We start from the raw sequence: 15,968 nt of genomic DNA on the forward strand, positions 1-15,968 counted from the left end.
GTTAGTAGTCGTCGATGTCAGTGGCGACGGAGCAGATGTACTCGCCCGTGGCGACCTGCGGGAGTCGTCGCGTGCGCCAGAGAATTCCGTCGCTGTCGGCTGTCACCTCGGCTTTCGGTTCGCCGAAGGGGGTTGTCACTTCGAACAGCGTCTCGCCGCTGCGGATCCGATCGCCCAGGTCCTTTCGGAACGAGACGAGTCCACCGCTCGGTGCGCCGTACTGTTCGAACCCGTGAGCGCGGGTCTGCGCTTCGATATCGACGCTCCCGTCGAGAAAGCCGTAGTGAGTGAGGACGTTGAAGACGCCGTCGACCCCCTTCTGGATGCTCGCCTCGTCCCAGCCGACGGCTCCGCCGAGTTCGGGGTCGACGGTCGGGATTCCCTCGTCCGGTGCCGCACGGGCGAGTTGGCCGTCCGGTCCCTTCTGATCTAAAATGTGGCCACAGCCGAACACCTTCGCCAGTTCGAGACAGTCCCTGTGGAGTCGATGGCGTTTGCCACAGCGAACTCGGACCTCGTCGATCATTCGGCTGGTCGATCCCTGGTGAAGATCGAGGATCAGATCGGCTCGCGTCGCCGCCTCGTACGTCGCGGCCGCGATCCGCTCGCTCGAGGTACCGGTGTCGTTGCCGGGATAGGCCCGGTTCATTTTCGTGTCGTCGATCGGGTTGCGGTGTTCCGCGATCTGAAAGGCGTGGTAGTTGACGATCCCGGTGATCAGGATCGTCCCCGCGAGTTCCGCGGGGTCGAGTTTCGGAACGACGCGCTGGATAACGCCGATCCCGTTGAGTTCGTCCCCGTCGCTCGCGGCCTGCATGTACAGCGTCTTTCCCGGCCGTTCACCGTTGATTACGGCGACCGGCAGACCGAACGGCGACCCGTCCCGAGTCTCCCCGACCTCGAGACGACCCGTGTCGATCTCGCCGGGAGCCGCGCTCGCCGTTCCGAGCGTCGTCGTCATGTGCCTGCAGACGGACCCGTTCGTCTTTATTGGTTCGGTGTCCACCAGCAAGCACTGGGTTCGAACGGCCGTCGTTCGGGATGGCTATCTGTCAGTTCACCTCGGCTCGGCCGACGACGAGAGCGGGCGGTCAGCGACGAGACGCGTTCGACGCTCTCAGAGGAACAATCGGAAGTAGTACGGACTCAGGAAGCCCTCGATGACCGCCGCGATCGCGAGCAGGATGCCGACGCCGACCAGGATCCAAAACGCGCGCTCGAGCGCGTCCGCGAACTCGGCTCGCGTCGCTCGGCCTCGGAACGCCCGCCAGCCGATACGTCCCAGCCAGATGCCGACCGCCGTCGCGATGAAGATGGCCGGAATCTCGAAGATGCCGTGGGGGATTACGAACGCGAGAAGCTCCATCGGTTCGGCCTCGGTTCGGCCGTAGACGCCCATGAACACGCCGTTGAACAGGAGCGAGGCGACGGCCGGGAGGACGAGCGCGACGCCCGAGAAGGCCGTCGTCAGCGCGACCATCCAGTTGTTCCCGAAGAACTCCAGCGCTGCCGCCGGCGGAATGTGACCCTCGAGGCGAGCAGAGATCGATGTCTCGAGGGTTCCTGCGATCGGTTCGGCGGCCTCCCAGCCGACCCAGAAGCTGGCGAACGCGAGGACGACGACGAGCGCGTGGGTTCCAGGCGTTGCGCGGACGAACGCGACCATCTCATCCCAGCCGCGGCGAGCGCCGGCTCGGAACTGTCCCCGAGCCGATCGTTCCGGTTTCGCTGGCGGTCGCAGGCGCTTGCGGTAGTCGTTGTAGAGAGCCGTCTTCAGGAGGTCGAGGAAGGGGAAGACGAGCAAGGCGGTGACGAGCGACGTGAACGTCATCACGTCGACGAGCAACAACACGCCCGAAACGGCCGAGATTGCGAGCACCGTTCCGAGCGAGACGGCGTAGTAGAACCCCGCGCCGATCGGTCGGGCGCGGACGAACGCGAGGGTGTTGGAGAGCGATTCGAGCGCAGTCGCGTCGTCGACGACGACGGCCACCGGTGCGAACGCGAACAGCGCTCGCACGGCTGCGAGCGCGACGAGCAAGACGAGTGCCGCCACGAGCGCGATCAGTCCGGCGATCACCCCTGCTCCGGTCGCCGCCAGTGCGATCACGGCCACGACGAACACCATCGTTCCGATCGTGAGCAATACCGCGATCCACGCCAAGAACTCGAGTACGTACAGACCGAGGAATCGCAGCCAGTAGCGGCGTGCACCAGCGATACCAGCCGTCAGGCCGCGCCTGTCGATCAGTCGGGCGCTACAGGCGGTGAGCTGTCCGGCGCTGACGATCGGGAAGATGATAAGAAACAGTAAGACCGAGAGCACGATCGTCACGAGGATGAGCGCGGCTATTCCCGGTGTGAGCACTTGCTCGAAGACGGGTTCGAAGCCGCTCATCCACTCGTCGAACGCCTCCTGGTCGGCCTCGGGATCCGGTGGCTGACTCTCGATTCCCTGTAAGTGGTCCTGAATCGTTGCGAGTCGGCCGGTGGTCTCGAGGTAGACGAATCCGATGGCGACCGCAAGAAACGGAACGAGACGGACGATCGCGGGAACGGCAGCCCCGAGTACGTACCACGGGAGGAGATCCGACGGCCGGCGACGGAGCGCGGCGATAGCGGCAGTGACCGAGTCAGAGAGGGACATACGGAGACATCGTTCGTCTATCAAATAAATGAACCTCTATCGGTCGGGAGCGGAGAACATCGCGTTACGGCACCGCCGAGAGGCCACTCGTCGACCCGCTGCTCAGTTGAACGTTCGGTCGTCGAACGTATCGCTCGAGTCGTCCTCCGAACTCCCACCCGAGAGCCGCGGAGTGAACCCCCCGGTGAGGATAACGGAGACGACGACCAGTGCGGCCGAGAGGACGACGAAATCCGCGCTCGGATCGTAGCCCGCGAGACCGGCACCGGTCGAAACGACGAAGATTGCGACGGTGAAGACGATGGTCGCAAGGAGTCCGATGACGACGATTCCGACGACGCTGGCCAGCAGCCCCCTCAGTATGCGGCGAATCGATGACATTCGTTGCAGCCGGATTATCCTCGAGCGAACGTAATCATTGTGACATCGGCCTCGAGTCGATACTACCGTATTTGTCCGCTTACGATCTGCCGAGGAGATCCCGCAGTTGCGGTACCCGCTCGACGATCGGGTGCTGTTCGATGCAGCGGTCCACGCCGAGGATCCGGCCGGCCGCCAGTGCGCCCAGCGTCAGGAAAGCGTCGGCGTACAGGCGCTGATGGTGCCACTGTATGGTGGGGTTTATATGTCGATTCGGTGACTCCGCCATGCTGAACCTTACGTCGCGCGGCGGCGTACGGACGAATATGGTTACGACGCTCTCTGCGGATCGACTCGCGGAACTCATCGACGACGACGCGGCGTTCACCCTCGTCGATACCCGTCCCGAAGACAGCTACGAGGCCTGGCACATCTCCGGGGCGCTGCACTTCCCGTTCGGTCCCGAGGAGGAACTGGACGGCCGCCTCGAGGAGTTCGAGGATCTGGTCGGCGACGCCGACCGCGTGATCACCATCTGCGCGAAGGCAATCTCTTCCGGGAATCTGGCGACCCAACTCGAGTCGGCCACCGACGCCTACGACGTTCATATCGTCGACGGCGGGATGAAGGGGTGGAGCGGCGTCTACAACCACGTCGAGATCGACGCCGGCGGCAACGCACCGACGATCGTCCAGATCCAGCGGCGCGCCAAGGGCTGTCTGGGATACGTTGTCGGCTGCGAGTCGACGGGTGAGGCCGTCGTCGTCGATCCGACCGGAGATGTCGACGAGTTCGAGATCGCCGCCGAAGAGGCCGGACTCTCGATTACGGGCGTGATCGACACGCACGTCCACGCCGATCATATCTCCGGCGGTCGCGACCTCGCCGATCGGCTCGAGGTGCCCTACTACCTCGGTGAGCGCGCCACGGAACGCGGCGTCGAGGTTTCGTTCACGCCGCTCGAGCGAAACGAGGTACTCCAGGTGGGCGAACGAGAGGTCAAGGCCGTCGTCACGCCGGGGCACACGAGCGAGATGCTCACCCTGCTCGTCGACGACGCGGCGCTGCTGACCGCCGATACGCTGCACACGGAGTCGGTGGGCCGGACGGAACTCGAATTCAGTGAAGACGAGGGCGAAAGGGGCGCTCGCATGCTCTACGAGTCGGTCCATCGAACCCTGCTGGCCGAACCGGAGGGAATCACCGTCCTGCCGGGTCACGTCACTGTCACTGCCGACGGCGAGTTCGAACACGGCACACCGGGCGAACCGATCGCGACGACCGTTCGCGACGCGCGGACGGGGATCGACCTGCTCGGACTCGAGGAGGACGCCTTTGTCGAACGCATGGCCGACGCCGGCGAGAAGCCCGCGAACTACGAGAAGATCATCGACCTGAACCGTGGGGTAACGGAGAGCCCGCCGGAAGAGCGGACGGAACTCGAGTTGGGGCCGAACAACTGCTCGGCCTGAGTTTTCATCGACCTGAGGCGTCGATGACGGCGATCAACGGCACCGAACGGTCGACTTTCCTGAGAACGGATTATATACGATAGTGACATAGTATATCACAGTGAACGATTCGTGCAGATAACCGCAATACGACAGGTCGAATGTCCGGTGTGTACGTCCCGGACGACCGTTTCAATCCGCCGCGACGATGTCGAAGCGATATCCAATCCTTCCGTCGCGGCGTTCGGTGAGCAGACGAAAGTGACCTGCTCGAACGGACACATCTACTGGGTACAACTCTCCAATGGTAGCCACTGAAACGATATCCACACCGATTGCAACGCCGTCCTGCGATCGCGGTGTCCAGTTCTTTCAGTGGCTACTACAGTTCCCCTTTTTCAGGTCCCCGTTGAAACGACACGAAGAGCGCCGCTGCATCACCGCGAGTAAGTCTCGAGTCTGACGATTTGGCCGTCCGCACACTCGAAGAAATCCGCGAACTCGAACAGCACTCGCTCGCCGTCGAGGACGCGTCCGTGGGCCGCGGCCCGTTCTCCGTCGGAGATCACCGCCTCGAGTTCGTGGCTGGTGTCGGGATTCGGCCGATCTTCGCGCATGAACTGGACAAACGATTCGCGGTCCTCGAACGTGCGGTCGGGCCGGCGCTGGACAAAATCGGCGGCGAGAACCTCCTCGAAGGCGTCGTACTCGTGGTCGTCGAGCGCGTCGTAGTACCGCCGGGCGAGGCTGGCCGGGTCCATGGTCGCATGGTTTCGGCGCGAGCGCCAAAAACGTGGTACTTCGGCCGTCCCGTTGCCGAATCGGCGCGCGAACGCGCTCGGGCGACCGCGATCAGCTCGAGTTATCAGACTTCATACTGGAACGTAGTTCAGCGAACGCTTACACCGCCTCGTGTCAACAACCTTCGCATGGCAACGACGGATGACTTTCGAGCGGCCGTAGCGCTGGACGAACTCGAGGAGACCGGACGCGAACTGGTGAGTATCGACGGCACGCCGCTAGCCCTGTTCTCCCACGAGGGCGAGGTGCGGGCCGTGAACAACCGCTGTCCGCACATGGGGTTCCCGCTGGTCGAGGGCACCGTCGACGACGGCATCCTCACCTGTCACTGGCACCACGCGCGGTTCGAACTCTCCTGTGGCGACACCTTCGACCCGTGGGCCGACGACGTCCGGACGTATCCCACCGAGATCCGGGACGGCACCGTCTACGTGAACCCGAACCCGCCCCGCGAGCTGCCGCCGGACGAACACTGGGCCGAGCGCCTCGAGACCGGTCTCGAGGAGACCCTCCGACTCGTCGTTGCGAAGTCGACGATCGGCCTGCTCGATGCGGGCGTGGGGTATCGAGAGCCGATGGGGACGACGCTCGAGTTCGGTACTCGATACCGGGAATCGGGCTGGGGATCCGGACTGACGATTCTGGGCTGCATGGCGAACGTAATCGACGACCTCCAACCCGAGGACCGAAAGCGAGCGCTGTACACCGGCGTCCGCCACGTCGCGAGTGACTGCGCGGGCGAACCGCCCCACTTCGACCAGCCGTCGTTTTCGACCGAGGATGTCGCCTTCGACCGCCTAAAATCGTGGTTTCGAGACTGCGTCGAGGTTCGGGACCGTGACGGGGCGGAACGCTGTCTTCGCACTGCGGTCGCGTCGGGCCGGTCCGAGGCCGAACTCGCCGAACTGATCGTCGCCGGCGCGACCGATCACCCCTACCTCTCGACCGGCCACGTCCTCGATTTCGCCAATACGGCCTTCGAGAGCCTCGAACACGCCGGCTGGGACCACGCCGACCAGGCGCTCGCGAGCCTCGTCGAACCGCTCGTCACCGCCAGCCGCAGCGACGAGCGGTCCTCCTGGCGACAGCCGGTGGATCTGGTCGCGCTGCTCGAGGACGTCTACGGCGGCGACGTGAGCGAGACGAGCGGTCTCGAGGAACTCGTGCAGGAAGGCGCGGACGAAACGTGGGCCGTTCCGGACGGCTTTCAGGACACCGTGCTCGGTGACGATCCCGAAGCCATTGTCGACGCGCTCGCCGACGCCGTCCGGGAGGGAGCGACGGGCGAAGCACTCGCCGCCGAAGTCGCCCACGCCGCGGCCACGCGCGTCGCCCAGTTCGGCACCGCGAACGAGTTCAGCGACTGGAACACCGTCCATCATACGTTCACGTACGCGAACGCGGCCCACCAGTTCGCCCGCCGGACGGACGCCGTCGAGTGCTATCGCAGTGTCTTCGACGCTGCACTCAACGTCTACCTCGATCGATTCCTCAACACCCCGCCCGCGCCGATTCCGGCGGTTGGCGAGAACGAGACTGGCCGCAAACCGGACGCGATCCGCGAGGATCTACTGGAGACGTTCGACACCGAAGGCGAGGTGAACGAGGCCGGACGACTCGTCGCCGAGTTCTTCGACTGCGACGGCGAGGCCGCGGCGCTGAAACGCACACTCGGTCACGGACTCCTGCGCGAAGATTCGGGCTTTCACACGTTACAGAACCTCGAGGCGGCGTTCCGGCAGTTCGATCTCGCAGATTCGGGCGAGGGTGACAACGGTTCCGGAACAGCCGTCGAAAGCGAGCGGCGGCGGCGCGTGCCGATGATCGCAACCGCTCGCTATATGGCGGCACACTTCCCGACGCGTCGGGAGGCCGAACAGACGTTCACCATCGCCTCGCGGCTCAACCGCGGCGAGACGATTCACGAAGCAAACGAGTAGTCGTCCAGGACCTCGGTCGCCCGGAAAATCGATCCGTCGGGACCTCAGTCGCTCCCGATCGATCCGCCGCCGTCGGGGCCGTATCGCGAGTCGTCGTCGTACCGGACGCACTTCGCGGTCTGATCCGGCTCGACCTGATAGGTCTCGACCGTCCCGCGCTCGCAGGGGGTCGCGAACTCGGTCTCGAGGCGCTCTCGAGCCGCTTTGCGGTCGCCCACGGTCGCCGTCTCGAGCACGTCCGCGAGGACTCGCTCGGCGTCGGGATCCGTTAGCTGGGAGGGGATATCGTAGGAGTCGCGGATCGCCTCGGGGGTCTCGTCGGCCGTGTCGTCGACTAGCGTCACGTCCTCGGCCAGCAGGTCGTGGCGGAAGTTCGCGACCGCCCGCCAGTGGTCCTGGTCCATCTCGTACCCCTCCGGCTGGACGAGTTTCGGACAGCGCGGGTGGAATCGACAGCCGCTCGGGACGTCGACGGGATCCGGAACCTCGCCGACGAGTTCGATTTTCTCGCGTTCCTCGGTGGGGTCGATCCGCGGCACCGAGGAGACCAGCGCCTGCGTGTAGGGGTGTTTCGGATCGTTGATAATTTGATCCGCCGGTCCGACCTCGACCAGTTCGCCCAGATACATGATGCCGATCCGGTCGCACATGTGCTTGAGCAAAGAGAGGTCGTGACTGATGTAGACCGCCGTCAGCCCCAGCTCCGTCTGCAGTTCCTTGAACAGATCGAGGATGCTCGCCCTGATCGAGACGTCGAGCATGCTCGCCGGTTCGTCGGCCAGCAGGAACGACGGCTCGAGGGCCAGCGCGCGAGCGATCCCGACGCGCTGTCGTTCGCCGCCGCTCAGTTCGTCCGGATACTCGTGGGCGTAGGCGTCGGCCGGGCGCAAGCCGGCCTGCTCGATCGTTTCGTAGACCCGCGCGTCGCGCTCTTCGGCAGTACCGATACCGTGGACGTCTAGGGGCTCTTTGACCCACTCGTAGACGGTGAACCGGGGATTGATCGACTTGTACGGGTCCTGGTGGATGATCTGCGCTTCCCGACGGAACTGGTTGAGTTCGCTGCCGGTCGCGTCGGTGATCTCCGTCCCGTCGAAGCGGATCTTCCCGCCCGTCGGCTCGATCAGCCTGATCGCGCTCTTGCCGAGCGTCGTCTTCCCGCAGCCGGACTCGCCGGCGAGACCGAACGCCTCTCCCTCGCGAATTCCGAGGGAAACGCCGTCGACGGCCTTGACCGCCTTGTTCGTCTCGCCGTGAAGGATACGCGAGACGAGACCGGTGTTGACGGGGAAGTGTTTCTCGAGATTCTCGACCTCGAGTTTGAACGTTTCGTCCGTCTCGGCCGCCGAGTCGTACTCGAGGGCGTCAGTCATCGGACTCCACCTCCGCGGCGGCTCGATCCGACTCGAACTCGTCCGGACGGCCGAGGTCCTGCTCGCGCCAGGTTTCTTTCTTGCCGGCCTCCGCCTGCAGATGTTCTATCTCGTCGGCGCGGTGGCACTCGACCTCGTGGCCGTTTCCGTACGATTCGGGCTCCGGTGTCACCTCCCAGCACGCCTCCTCTGCGAACGGGCAACGCGGAGCGAACCGGCAGCCCTCGCCCGGATCGACGAGCTCCGGGGGCGTGCCCGGGATGGAGATGAGTTCCTGATCGTCGTCGCTGATGTCCGGGAACGCGTTTCGGAGACCGAGCGTGTAGGGGTGTCGAGGATTCGTGATGATCGTCTCGGCGTCGGCGACTTCGATGACGCGACCGCCGTAGACCACGGCGATGCGGTCGCAGGTCTCGCTGACGACCGACATGTCGTGGGTGATCATGATCATCGCGCTGTTCAGCTCTTCTTGCATCTCCTTGATGGTTTCGAGGATGCGATCCTGGATCACCACGTCCAGCGCCGTCGTCGGCTCGTCCGCAAGCACGAGCGACGGCGAGAGCGCGAGCGCGAGCGCGATCATTGCCCGCTGGGCCATCCCGCCGGAGAACTGGTGGGGATAGTCGTCGACGCGATCGGGCTCGATCCCGAGGTCGTCGAACAGCGTCCGCGCCCGCTCTCGAGCCTCGGCTTTCGACGTGCCGTCCTCGTGATAGCGGATGACCTGTACGATCTGCTGGCCGACGGTGTAGACGGGATCGAAGCCGTTCATCGCGTTCTGCGGGATCATCGAAATTTCCGACCAGCGGATCTGTTTGCGCAGCTCCGAGTCAGTGAGATCCGTGATTTCGGTGCCGTCGAACTCGACGGAGCCGTCGACGATCTCGGCGTTGTCGGACAACAGGCGGATGATCGATTTGGCGAGCGTCGTCTTTCCGCTGCCGCTCTCGCCGACCAAACCGACGGTCTCGCCCCTGTCGATCGAAAGCGACACGTCGTCGGTCGCACGGACCCAGCCGTCCTCGGCCCGATAGTACGTCTTCAGATTGGTGATATCGAGTAGTGTCATTCTTGATGCCTGAGTTCGGGACTGACCACTTTCTCGAGGGTGCGGCCGATGAAGAACACCGACATCACGAACAGCATGATGCAGATGCCCGGTGGGAAGACCCACCACCACGCCTGACGGATCGCGTCGGCGTTGTACACCTCGTAGATCATCTCGCCCCACGAGAGCATGTTCGGATCACCGAAGCCGAGGAACGCGAGGCTGGCTTCGGCGATGACCGCCCATCCGACCGCGAAGGCCGCATAGAGGAACGCGAGTGGCAACACGTTCGGGAGGATGTGACGGTACATGATCCGACCGTGACCGGCGCCGATCGCCTGCGCGCTCTCGACGTACGGCCGTTGTTTGTGGCTCAATACCTGCGACCGAATCACCCGCGCCGTCGACCGCCACAGGATCAACACGATCGCGATGATGATGTTGACGATGCTGCTCCCGAGGATCGCCACGAGGACGATAGCGAAGGGCAGGAACGGAACGCCGTAGACGATGTCGGTAATCCGCATCAGCACGTCGTCGATCCAGCCGCCGAAGTAGGCGCTGATGAGCCCGACGTTCGTGCCGATGAACACCGCCATGAACGCGGCGATGCTGCCGACGATCAGCGTCACTCGCGTCCCGACCAGCAGCTGCGAGAGGACGTCGCGTCCCATGTTCGTCGTCCCGAGCGGGTGTGTCGTCGACGGCCCCTCGAGTCGCAGCGCGCTGTTGTCTGCGGCGCGGTTGATCTCGCCAGGATCGTGCGGTGCGAGCGAGAACGGCTGGACCGTAATCGTGTAGTTCAGGACGTCGACGGCGATCGGTCGCGCGAAGATGCCGATGAAGACGAACGTACACAGGATCAGGAGACCTGTCTGCCCGAGTCGATCGCCCTCGAAGACGGCGAATTTCTCGCGCAGGTAGTCGTAGCCACCCGCGATGCGGTTCGCGATTTCGTCCGTCGGACGGCGTGTTTTCGTACTCATTCGTATTCCACCCGCGGATCGAGATAGACGTACGCCAGGTCAGCGACGAAGTTCATGATGATCACGACCGATCCCATGAGGAAGAACGCCGCCATCGCGACCGGGTAGTCGTTGCTGTTTACCGCGCGAACCATCTCGCGGCCCATTCCGGGCCAGTTGAACACCGTCTCGATGATGATCGAGCCGCCCATTGCCGTCCCCGTCGCGATCGCCATGACCGTGACGAGCGGCAGGACCGAGTTCCGAGCGGCGTGCTTGTAGAGCACCGTCCGTTCGGGCAGTCCCTCCGCCTTCTTGATCTCGATGAAGTCCGCGTTGAGGACGTCCAGCATCGTGTTCCGCATCAGCAGCGCCGGGGTCGCCATGAAGTAGATCGCCCCCGTCAGCGCCGGCAGGAACATGTGCCGGAGGAAGTCGACCGAGCCGTACCGGGCGACGAAGCCGCCGCCGAGTTCGCCGCCGGTCGTGCGCATCCCGCTCGAGGGGAACCAGCCGAGCCAGAAGACGAAGACGGACAGGAGAACGATTCCGATCCAGAACTCCGGCGAGGATCGCGCGACGAGAGTCGCGACGATGCTCGTCCGCTCGAACCGAGAGCCGCGCCACCAGCCCATGAGGGCACCCAGCAGGATACCGATCAGGTAGGCGATGACGAGCGAGGTCCCCATCAGAACGATCGTGTTCATAAACCGGACGACGATGATGTCTATCACCGGTTCCCGGTAAATGAACGACTCGCCGAAGTCGCCGCTGAGCAGCTGCGTGATGTAGTCGACGTACTGGATATGCATCGGTTGATCCAGTCCGAGTTCGGCGATCCGTTGCTCGCGTTGCTCCGGCGTCATCCCGTCCATGAGGAACATCGCTGTCGGGTCGCCGGGCATCATTCGGAAGAGAACGAACAGCAGCGTAAAGAACGCCCAAAACGTCACGATAAGCTGGAGGAACCGCCTGACGACGTACGCTCTCAGTCCCATCGCTCACCCCCGGACCTGTCGGCCGCCGCTAGTGATCTCATATGTGCTCGTTGAAATATAATCATAGTCGGTCGCGTCAGTTCTGGTTACTGATCTGCACCGTAGTGGAGGCGGTTGCTGTCGTCCCAGCCGAAGCCGGCGTCGGCTAGCTCGTGGAATGCCGCGTCGGTGTCGAGGGTGAACTGCTCGACATCCGGGTTGTGCCACGCTTCGACGTGTTCCGAGATCGTCGAGTGAGTGACCGTCCCCATGCCGTCGCGAATGAGGTCGACGTAGTCCTGTTTCGGGACGCAGTAGGAGAGCGCTCGTCGGACGTGCGCCTGGTCGAACGGTTCTCGTCGCGTGTTGTACGCGATTTTCAGGTGCCCGATGTCCTGGAACTCCGCGAGACCGAAGTCGTCGTCGTCGTCGAACTCGTCGACGCGGTTCGGTTCCGGAACCGCGCCGACGAAGTCGATTTGCCCGGACTCGAGGTCGCCCATGAGCTGGGACTCGTCGGCGCCCGGAACGCGGATGAAGTAGTCGGCGTTTGGCGGTTCGAAGTGATCGTCGAAGGCGGAGAGCTGCAGTTCCGACTGGCGCTCCCAGTCCTCGAACTGGAACGGACCGCTGCCGACGTAGTCTTCGTCCTCGTAATCGACGGGATCGTCGACGTCACCCCAGATGTGTTCCGGGAAGAGGTAGACCTGTGCGAGAACGTTCGCCGTGAACGGCGCGAACGCTTCGGCCAGGTGGAACGTGATCTCGTTGCCGCTCGTATCGATCTCCTCGACGGAGTCGAGCAGTGCGCCGTACGTCGGCGAATCCGCAAACAGCTCGAACGAGAACTCGACGTCGTCGATCGTGACGTCCTCGCCGTCGTGCCAGGTCATACCGTCACGAATCTCGACGGTGATCGTCTGTCCGCCGTCCTCGATGACGGGATCGTCCGCCGCGGCCCACGCGGTCGGCGTCCCCTCGTCAGTGATCCGGAAGAGGCGATCGTAGATGAGTCGGACCATCTGTCGGTCCGGCGTCGCCATGTCCTGCATCGGGTTCAGCGAGATGATCTCCGAGGGGTAGCCCATTCGGACCGTGTCGTCCTCGGTTGGCTCCATCGACGTGATGTTCCAGAAGGAGTTGAGTCCCTCGCCGATCGTCGGCGTCGCGTTCGACACGCGAGCGCTGCTGTAGGGGTGGTAGCCGCCCTCGTTCGCGACCCACGTCCGCGGCTGCTCCTCCGAGAGGATTTGCTGGGCCTCGAACACCGTCTCGCGCCGTTCGTCTTCGTCGTACTGCGTGACCTGCAGTTCGGCGAGTTCGTCGTAGTCGGGGTTGTCGTATCCCGGCGTGTTGCGTCCACCCTCGACGCCGTTGCTCGAGTGGTGCATGTCGTAAATGAACGTGTGCGGATCGATCCGCTCCGGCGTTCCACCCCAGCCGAGAATCGAGGCGTCGAAATCCTGCTCGACGACCCCCTGCTGGACGTGCGGGTCGAACTCGAGTTCTTCCATGTCGACCTCGAATCCGACGTGTTCCCAGTTTTCGGCCACCATACCAGCCAGTTCGTTTCGGCTCGAGTTCACACCGGCCGTCGGTGCGAGGAACTGGATCGGTTCGACCTCGTCCGCGAGTTCGTCGGCTCCATCGACGGGACGGTCGACGTCGTCGTCGCTGCTGATACAGCCTGCCGTCGCCATAGTTGCCCCAACGACACCCGCTGTGCCGACTGATTTTAAAAAGTCACGCCGCCGTGTGTTTCCACCTAACATATACCCTTCGAGGTTAGATTAGGAATATATAAACTTTATGGAATGGCACTATTTTCACTATCAAGAAACGTATACCATCGACAGATCATTGCGGTAAAATTGTATTTGTGTCATTCTGTTCAACAATAGACCGGATAGTACAGGTATGTTAACTTAGTCATTTAACAGTTATCAGTGGCGACCGTTGGTGTGTGTACGGAGCACATCTCAGGGGCGGCGTCGCTCATCGACCGGTTTCGAGCCCCTTTTTTATACGCACGGCCACTCCAGAGGTGTGGAGTGCCACGTCTACTACGAGGGTGACGACGACCCGAAGAAGTGCACCGCGCGTCGCCTCGAGAAGTTCGATAAGGCCACCCTCTACCGACGGATGGAACAGGTGCCCTACGGCGTCGTTCTCAACCCCCACGCCGACCAGGCGCTCTCGCCGGCCGACGTCGAGGACGGACTCGGAACGGTCGTCGCGCTCGACTGCTCGTGGGAGTCCGCCGAAGCCGCCTCGTTCCGAATGAACGGCGTCCATCGGGCACTCCCCTTTCTCGTCGCCGCGAATCCGGTCAACTACGGCCGGCCGTTCCGGCTCACCACCGTCGAGGCGCTCGCCGCCGCCTGCTGCATCTTCGACGCGTACGAGCGCGCTGAAGACCTCCTCGAGCCGTTCCGCTGGGGCGAGACCTTCCTCACGCTCAACGAGGAACCCCTGCGCCGCTACAGCGAGTGTGCCGACTCGAGCGAGATCGTCGCGGTCCAAGACGACTATCTGGCCGACGAGGACGCCGATGGAGAGGAACTGACCGACGGGTAGTCTGTCGACGAACTGACCGACGAGGACGTCGATGGGAAGGTACTGTCCGACGAGTACCTGCCACCGACGGGAACGGTCGGAACGATGTCGACCGCACACTTCTCACGGCTGCGGTGCAGATGGTCTTCTACACGGGTTAGCCCTTATAGACGGGTTTTACGGCTGATTTCTCGTGTCCGTCCCACGCGAGCATCGGAGCTGTCGGCCGGTTTCGGGACCACGGGACCACAGCGGTTATATGTGCGACCAGCTAACGACCGATATGGCCAGTTTCGACGCCGCGGAAAAACGAACGCTCGAGAAGATGATCTGCATGCGCTGTAACGCCCGTAACTCTCAGAAAGCCAAGCGCTGTCGCAAGTGCGGCTACGCGAAGCTTCGACCGAAAGCGAAAGAGGCTCGCGCCGCATAATCAATCCGGTCGCAAACGAGTTCTCGAGCCGATCCAATATCGTCCAGCGAGGGCTTTAGTCGGTTGAAAACGGTGTTTCTTCGATTTCGGCACAGCTGTCGAGCAGCGTCGTGAGCCGGGTGGACGGCTGTCGATAGCGAACCGTCCCGCTTCGGCGGTCGTACTCGACGATATCCCTCGCCGTAAGCCTCGGCAGATCGACGTGCATCAGGGCCAGTCTCGTCTCTTCGATTCGCTCGTCGATATCCGTGGTGGGATCGGGTTCGTCGGTGACGAGCCTCGCCAACTCGTCGACGGTGGTGACCTCGAGTTCGCGTAAATAGTAGAGTGCGTGCCGTCGGCGGTGCGTAGCGAGGAGATTCAGCAGCTGATCCACCCCTTCTCGATCGCGACCGTCACTGGCACCACCATCGGTTCGGATTCTGCAGTCGGCTGTATCGCTCCCGTATGCGATATCCGAAACGACCCCCACGTCGTTAGACATACGACTAGACAATTACTATAGCAAATTAGCTGTTATGGCCGGCAGGCGACCACTCCACAAGCATATGAGATCAAACACCGCGGCACTCGAAAGAATGGCCGCCGTCCGCGTTGCTACTCGTCGGAATACTTCGGCTCCCGTTTCTCAGCCCGCCCGAGCGCCGTCTCAGACCCACCTTTTTCTCGTCGGGTTCGCGTCGCGATGCTCGCTCACCGCTTCTCGAAAAATCTGGACCAAAAATCCGCTCGCTCCCGTCGGTCGCTCGCGGCACGATTACCTAACCGTCGGAATACTTCGGCTCCCGTTTCTCAGCCCGCCCGAGCGCCGTTTCGACCACGTCCCTTACGTCGCCGTGGAAGACGTCGCCGTGGCCCGCGTACAGGTGTTCGATGTTCTCGGGCATGGCCTCGAGCAGGTCCCGAATGCTCTCGATGAGCCGGTCGCGGGATTGGCCGGCCATATCGGTGCGACCGAAGCTCCCGTAGTCGAATGCGCCATCGTCGTGGACGACGACGTCGCCCGAGAACAGCGCGCTTTCGGAGACGAACGAGACGTGGTCGTCAGCGTGTCCGGGCGTGTAGACCGCGTCGAACGACTCGCCGCCGATCGGAACCGCGTCGCCGTCCGCGATTTCGTGGGTCCGCGTGGGGTGGTCGTCGTAGGCGTACACGTCGGGATCGAACGCGTCGACGACGGCCTCGAGTTGGGCGACGTGATCGCCGTGTTGGTGGGTCATGACGACGGTGTCGACGTCGTCGGTGTGAGACCGAATTTCGTCGACGACGCCGTCCCAGGCACCGGCGTCGACCAGCGTGGTTTCCTCACCGACTACCAGGAACGCGTTGCAGGTGAACGTCTCCGCCGCCTCCGTGACGTGATGGACCTCCATAGACGACGACTCGAGGGCCGGCCCCAAAATGGTGCCGTCCGAGG

At 63.3% G+C, this 15,968-nt stretch carries 17 protein-coding genes; 6 read left to right on the forward strand and 11 right to left on the reverse strand.

The features are described 5' to 3' along the window. Position 1: 1 nt before the first annotated feature. The 3 genes from NATTI_RS0113125 to NATTI_RS0113135 form a co-directional block, all read right to left on the reverse strand. Positions 2–961 (reverse strand): succinylglutamate desuccinylase/aspartoacylase family protein, encoded by a 960-nt coding sequence (locus NATTI_RS0113125; RefSeq protein ID WP_006089923.1) that lies wholly within the window; start codon positions 959–961, stop codon positions 2–4. 156 nt (positions 962–1,117) lie between these two features. Next, positions 1,118–2,647, reverse strand: coding sequence for a stage II sporulation protein M (locus tag NATTI_RS0113130; protein ID WP_006089924.1), 1,530 nt, complete (start codon positions 2,645–2,647; stop codon positions 1,118–1,120). A 102-nt stretch (positions 2,648–2,749) separates the two neighbouring features. Further along, on the reverse strand, positions 2,750–3,028 hold the full coding sequence (locus NATTI_RS0113135) for a hypothetical protein (RefSeq protein ID WP_006089925.1): 279 nt from the start codon (positions 3,026–3,028) through the stop codon (positions 2,750–2,752). A 106-nt stretch (positions 3,029–3,134) separates the two neighbouring features. Between NATTI_RS0113135 and NATTI_RS26785 the strand changes: the two genes are divergently transcribed. The 3 genes from NATTI_RS26785 to NATTI_RS27655 all read left to right on the forward strand — a co-directional run bounded on the left by NATTI_RS26785 (position 3,135) and on the right by NATTI_RS27655 (position 4,776). Next, positions 3,135–3,287, forward strand: a complete 153-nt coding sequence (locus NATTI_RS26785) for a hypothetical protein (RefSeq protein WP_193787786.1) — start codon at positions 3,135–3,137, stop codon at positions 3,285–3,287. A 46-nt stretch (positions 3,288–3,333) separates the two neighbouring features. Beyond that, on the forward strand, positions 3,334–4,479 hold the full coding sequence (locus NATTI_RS0113145; RefSeq protein ID WP_027119152.1) for an MBL fold metallo-hydrolase: 1,146 nt from the start codon (positions 3,334–3,336) through the stop codon (positions 4,477–4,479). Positions 4,480–4,590: 111 nt separating this feature from the next. Further along, positions 4,591–4,776 carry a hypothetical protein gene (locus NATTI_RS27655; protein ID WP_081603653.1) on the forward strand — a complete coding sequence of 62 codons (186 nt, stop codon included), beginning with the start codon at positions 4,591–4,593 and terminating at the stop codon, positions 4,774–4,776. Positions 4,777–4,895: 119 nt separating this feature from the next. Here the strand turns inward: NATTI_RS27655 and NATTI_RS0113150 are convergent, their stop codons facing one another. Then, positions 4,896–5,219: a nuclear transport factor 2 family protein gene (locus NATTI_RS0113150; protein ID WP_006089928.1), complete on the reverse strand. Its 324-nt coding sequence runs from the start codon at positions 5,217–5,219 to the stop codon at positions 4,896–4,898. A 168-nt stretch (positions 5,220–5,387) separates the two neighbouring features. On the opposite strand from NATTI_RS0113150, the gene NATTI_RS0113155 reads away from it, so the two are divergent. Further along, positions 5,388–7,199, forward strand: coding sequence for a Rieske (2Fe-2S) protein (locus NATTI_RS0113155; RefSeq protein ID WP_006089929.1), 1,812 nt, complete (start codon positions 5,388–5,390; stop codon positions 7,197–7,199). A gap of 44 nt (positions 7,200–7,243) precedes the next feature. Here the strand turns inward: NATTI_RS0113155 and NATTI_RS0113160 are convergent, their stop codons facing one another. From NATTI_RS0113160 to NATTI_RS0113180, 5 genes are all read right to left on the reverse strand, one after another. Continuing rightward, the gene (locus NATTI_RS0113160; RefSeq protein WP_006089930.1) at positions 7,244–8,572 is read right to left on the reverse strand and encodes an ABC transporter ATP-binding protein; all 1,329 of its coding nucleotides are present in this window, start codon (positions 8,570–8,572) and stop codon (positions 7,244–7,246) included. Continuing rightward, the gene (locus NATTI_RS0113165) at positions 8,565–9,641 is read right to left on the reverse strand and encodes an ABC transporter ATP-binding protein (RefSeq protein WP_006089931.1); all 1,077 of its coding nucleotides are present in this window, start codon (positions 9,639–9,641) and stop codon (positions 8,565–8,567) included. Before NATTI_RS0113165 ends, NATTI_RS0113160 begins: the two co-directional genes overlap by 8 nt. After that, positions 9,638–10,606 (reverse strand): ABC transporter permease, encoded by a 969-nt coding sequence (locus tag NATTI_RS0113170; RefSeq protein WP_006089932.1) that lies wholly within the window; start codon positions 10,604–10,606, stop codon positions 9,638–9,640. Before NATTI_RS0113170 ends, NATTI_RS0113165 begins: the two co-directional genes overlap by 4 nt. Continuing rightward, positions 10,603–11,583 carry an ABC transporter permease gene (locus NATTI_RS0113175; protein ID WP_006089933.1) on the reverse strand — a complete coding sequence of 327 codons (981 nt, stop codon included), beginning with the start codon at positions 11,581–11,583 and terminating at the stop codon, positions 10,603–10,605. Before NATTI_RS0113175 ends, NATTI_RS0113170 begins: the two co-directional genes overlap by 4 nt. Positions 11,584–11,669: 86 nt before the next feature. Continuing rightward, positions 11,670–13,262: an ABC transporter substrate-binding protein gene (locus NATTI_RS0113180; RefSeq protein WP_006089934.1), complete on the reverse strand. Its 1,593-nt coding sequence runs from the start codon at positions 13,260–13,262 to the stop codon at positions 11,670–11,672. Between the two features lie 346 nt (positions 13,263–13,608). Between NATTI_RS0113180 and NATTI_RS0113185 the strand changes: the two genes are divergently transcribed. Together NATTI_RS0113185 and NATTI_RS0113190 are read left to right on the forward strand one after the other, a co-directional pair. Continuing rightward, a complete protein-coding gene (locus NATTI_RS0113185) occupies positions 13,609–14,139 on the forward strand; it encodes a DUF367 family protein (protein WP_006089935.1) in 531 nt (176 codons plus the stop codon). 262 nt (positions 14,140–14,401) lie between these two features. After that, entirely contained in the window at positions 14,402–14,551 is a 150-nt protein-coding gene (locus tag NATTI_RS0113190; protein WP_019991865.1) for a 50S ribosomal protein L40e, read from the forward strand. A gap of 55 nt (positions 14,552–14,606) precedes the next feature. On the opposite strand, the gene NATTI_RS0113195 is transcribed toward NATTI_RS0113190, so the two are convergent. Together NATTI_RS0113195 and NATTI_RS0113200 are read right to left on the reverse strand one after the other, a co-directional pair. Further along, the gene (locus tag NATTI_RS0113195) at positions 14,607–15,035 is read right to left on the reverse strand and encodes a DUF7344 domain-containing protein (RefSeq protein WP_006089937.1); all 429 of its coding nucleotides are present in this window, start codon (positions 15,033–15,035) and stop codon (positions 14,607–14,609) included. Between the two features lie 277 nt (positions 15,036–15,312). Beyond that, positions 15,313–15,924 carry an MBL fold metallo-hydrolase gene (locus tag NATTI_RS0113200; RefSeq protein ID WP_006089938.1) on the reverse strand — a complete coding sequence of 204 codons (612 nt, stop codon included), beginning with the start codon at positions 15,922–15,924 and terminating at the stop codon, positions 15,313–15,315. Positions 15,925–15,968 lie beyond the last annotated feature (44 nt).

It is taken from the genome of Natronorubrum tibetense GA33 (assembly GCF_000383975.1).
Classification (GTDB): domain Archaea; phylum Halobacteriota; class Halobacteria; order Halobacteriales; family Natrialbaceae; genus Natronorubrum; species Natronorubrum tibetense.

Coding starts and splice junctions, on each gene's coding strand:
- NATTI_RS0113125 (WP_006089923.1), bottom strand. CDS start 961: ATGACGACGACGCTCGGAACGGCGAGCGCGGCTCCCGGCGAGATCGAC.
- NATTI_RS0113130 (WP_006089924.1), bottom strand. CDS start 2,647: ATGTCCCTCTCTGACTCGGTCACTGCCGCTATCGCCGCGCTCCGTCGC.
- NATTI_RS0113135 (WP_006089925.1), bottom strand. CDS start 3,028: ATGTCATCGATTCGCCGCATACTGAGGGGGCTGCTGGCCAGCGTCGTC.
- NATTI_RS0113145 (WP_027119152.1), top strand. CDS start 3,334: ATGGTTACGACGCTCTCTGCGGATCGACTCGCGGAACTCATCGACGAC.
- NATTI_RS0113150 (WP_006089928.1), bottom strand. CDS start 5,219: ATGGACCCGGCCAGCCTCGCCCGGCGGTACTACGACGCGCTCGACGAC.
- NATTI_RS0113155 (WP_006089929.1), top strand. CDS start 5,388: ATGGCAACGACGGATGACTTTCGAGCGGCCGTAGCGCTGGACGAACTC.
- NATTI_RS0113160 (WP_006089930.1), bottom strand. CDS start 8,572: ATGACTGACGCCCTCGAGTACGACTCGGCGGCCGAGACGGACGAAACG.
- NATTI_RS0113165 (WP_006089931.1), bottom strand. CDS start 9,641: ATGACACTACTCGATATCACCAATCTGAAGACGTACTATCGGGCCGAG.
- NATTI_RS0113170 (WP_006089932.1), bottom strand. CDS start 10,606: ATGAGTACGAAAACACGCCGTCCGACGGACGAAATCGCGAACCGCATC.
- NATTI_RS0113175 (WP_006089933.1), bottom strand. CDS start 11,583: ATGGGACTGAGAGCGTACGTCGTCAGGCGGTTCCTCCAGCTTATCGTG.
- NATTI_RS0113180 (WP_006089934.1), bottom strand. CDS start 13,262: ATGGCGACGGCAGGCTGTATCAGCAGCGACGACGACGTCGACCGTCCC.
- NATTI_RS0113190 (WP_019991865.1), top strand. CDS start 14,402: ATGGCCAGTTTCGACGCCGCGGAAAAACGAACGCTCGAGAAGATGATC.
- NATTI_RS0113195 (WP_006089937.1), bottom strand. CDS start 15,035: ATGTCTAACGACGTGGGGGTCGTTTCGGATATCGCATACGGGAGCGAT.
- NATTI_RS0113200 (WP_006089938.1), bottom strand. CDS start 15,924: ATGGAGGTCCATCACGTCACGGAGGCGGCGGAGACGTTCACCTGCAAC.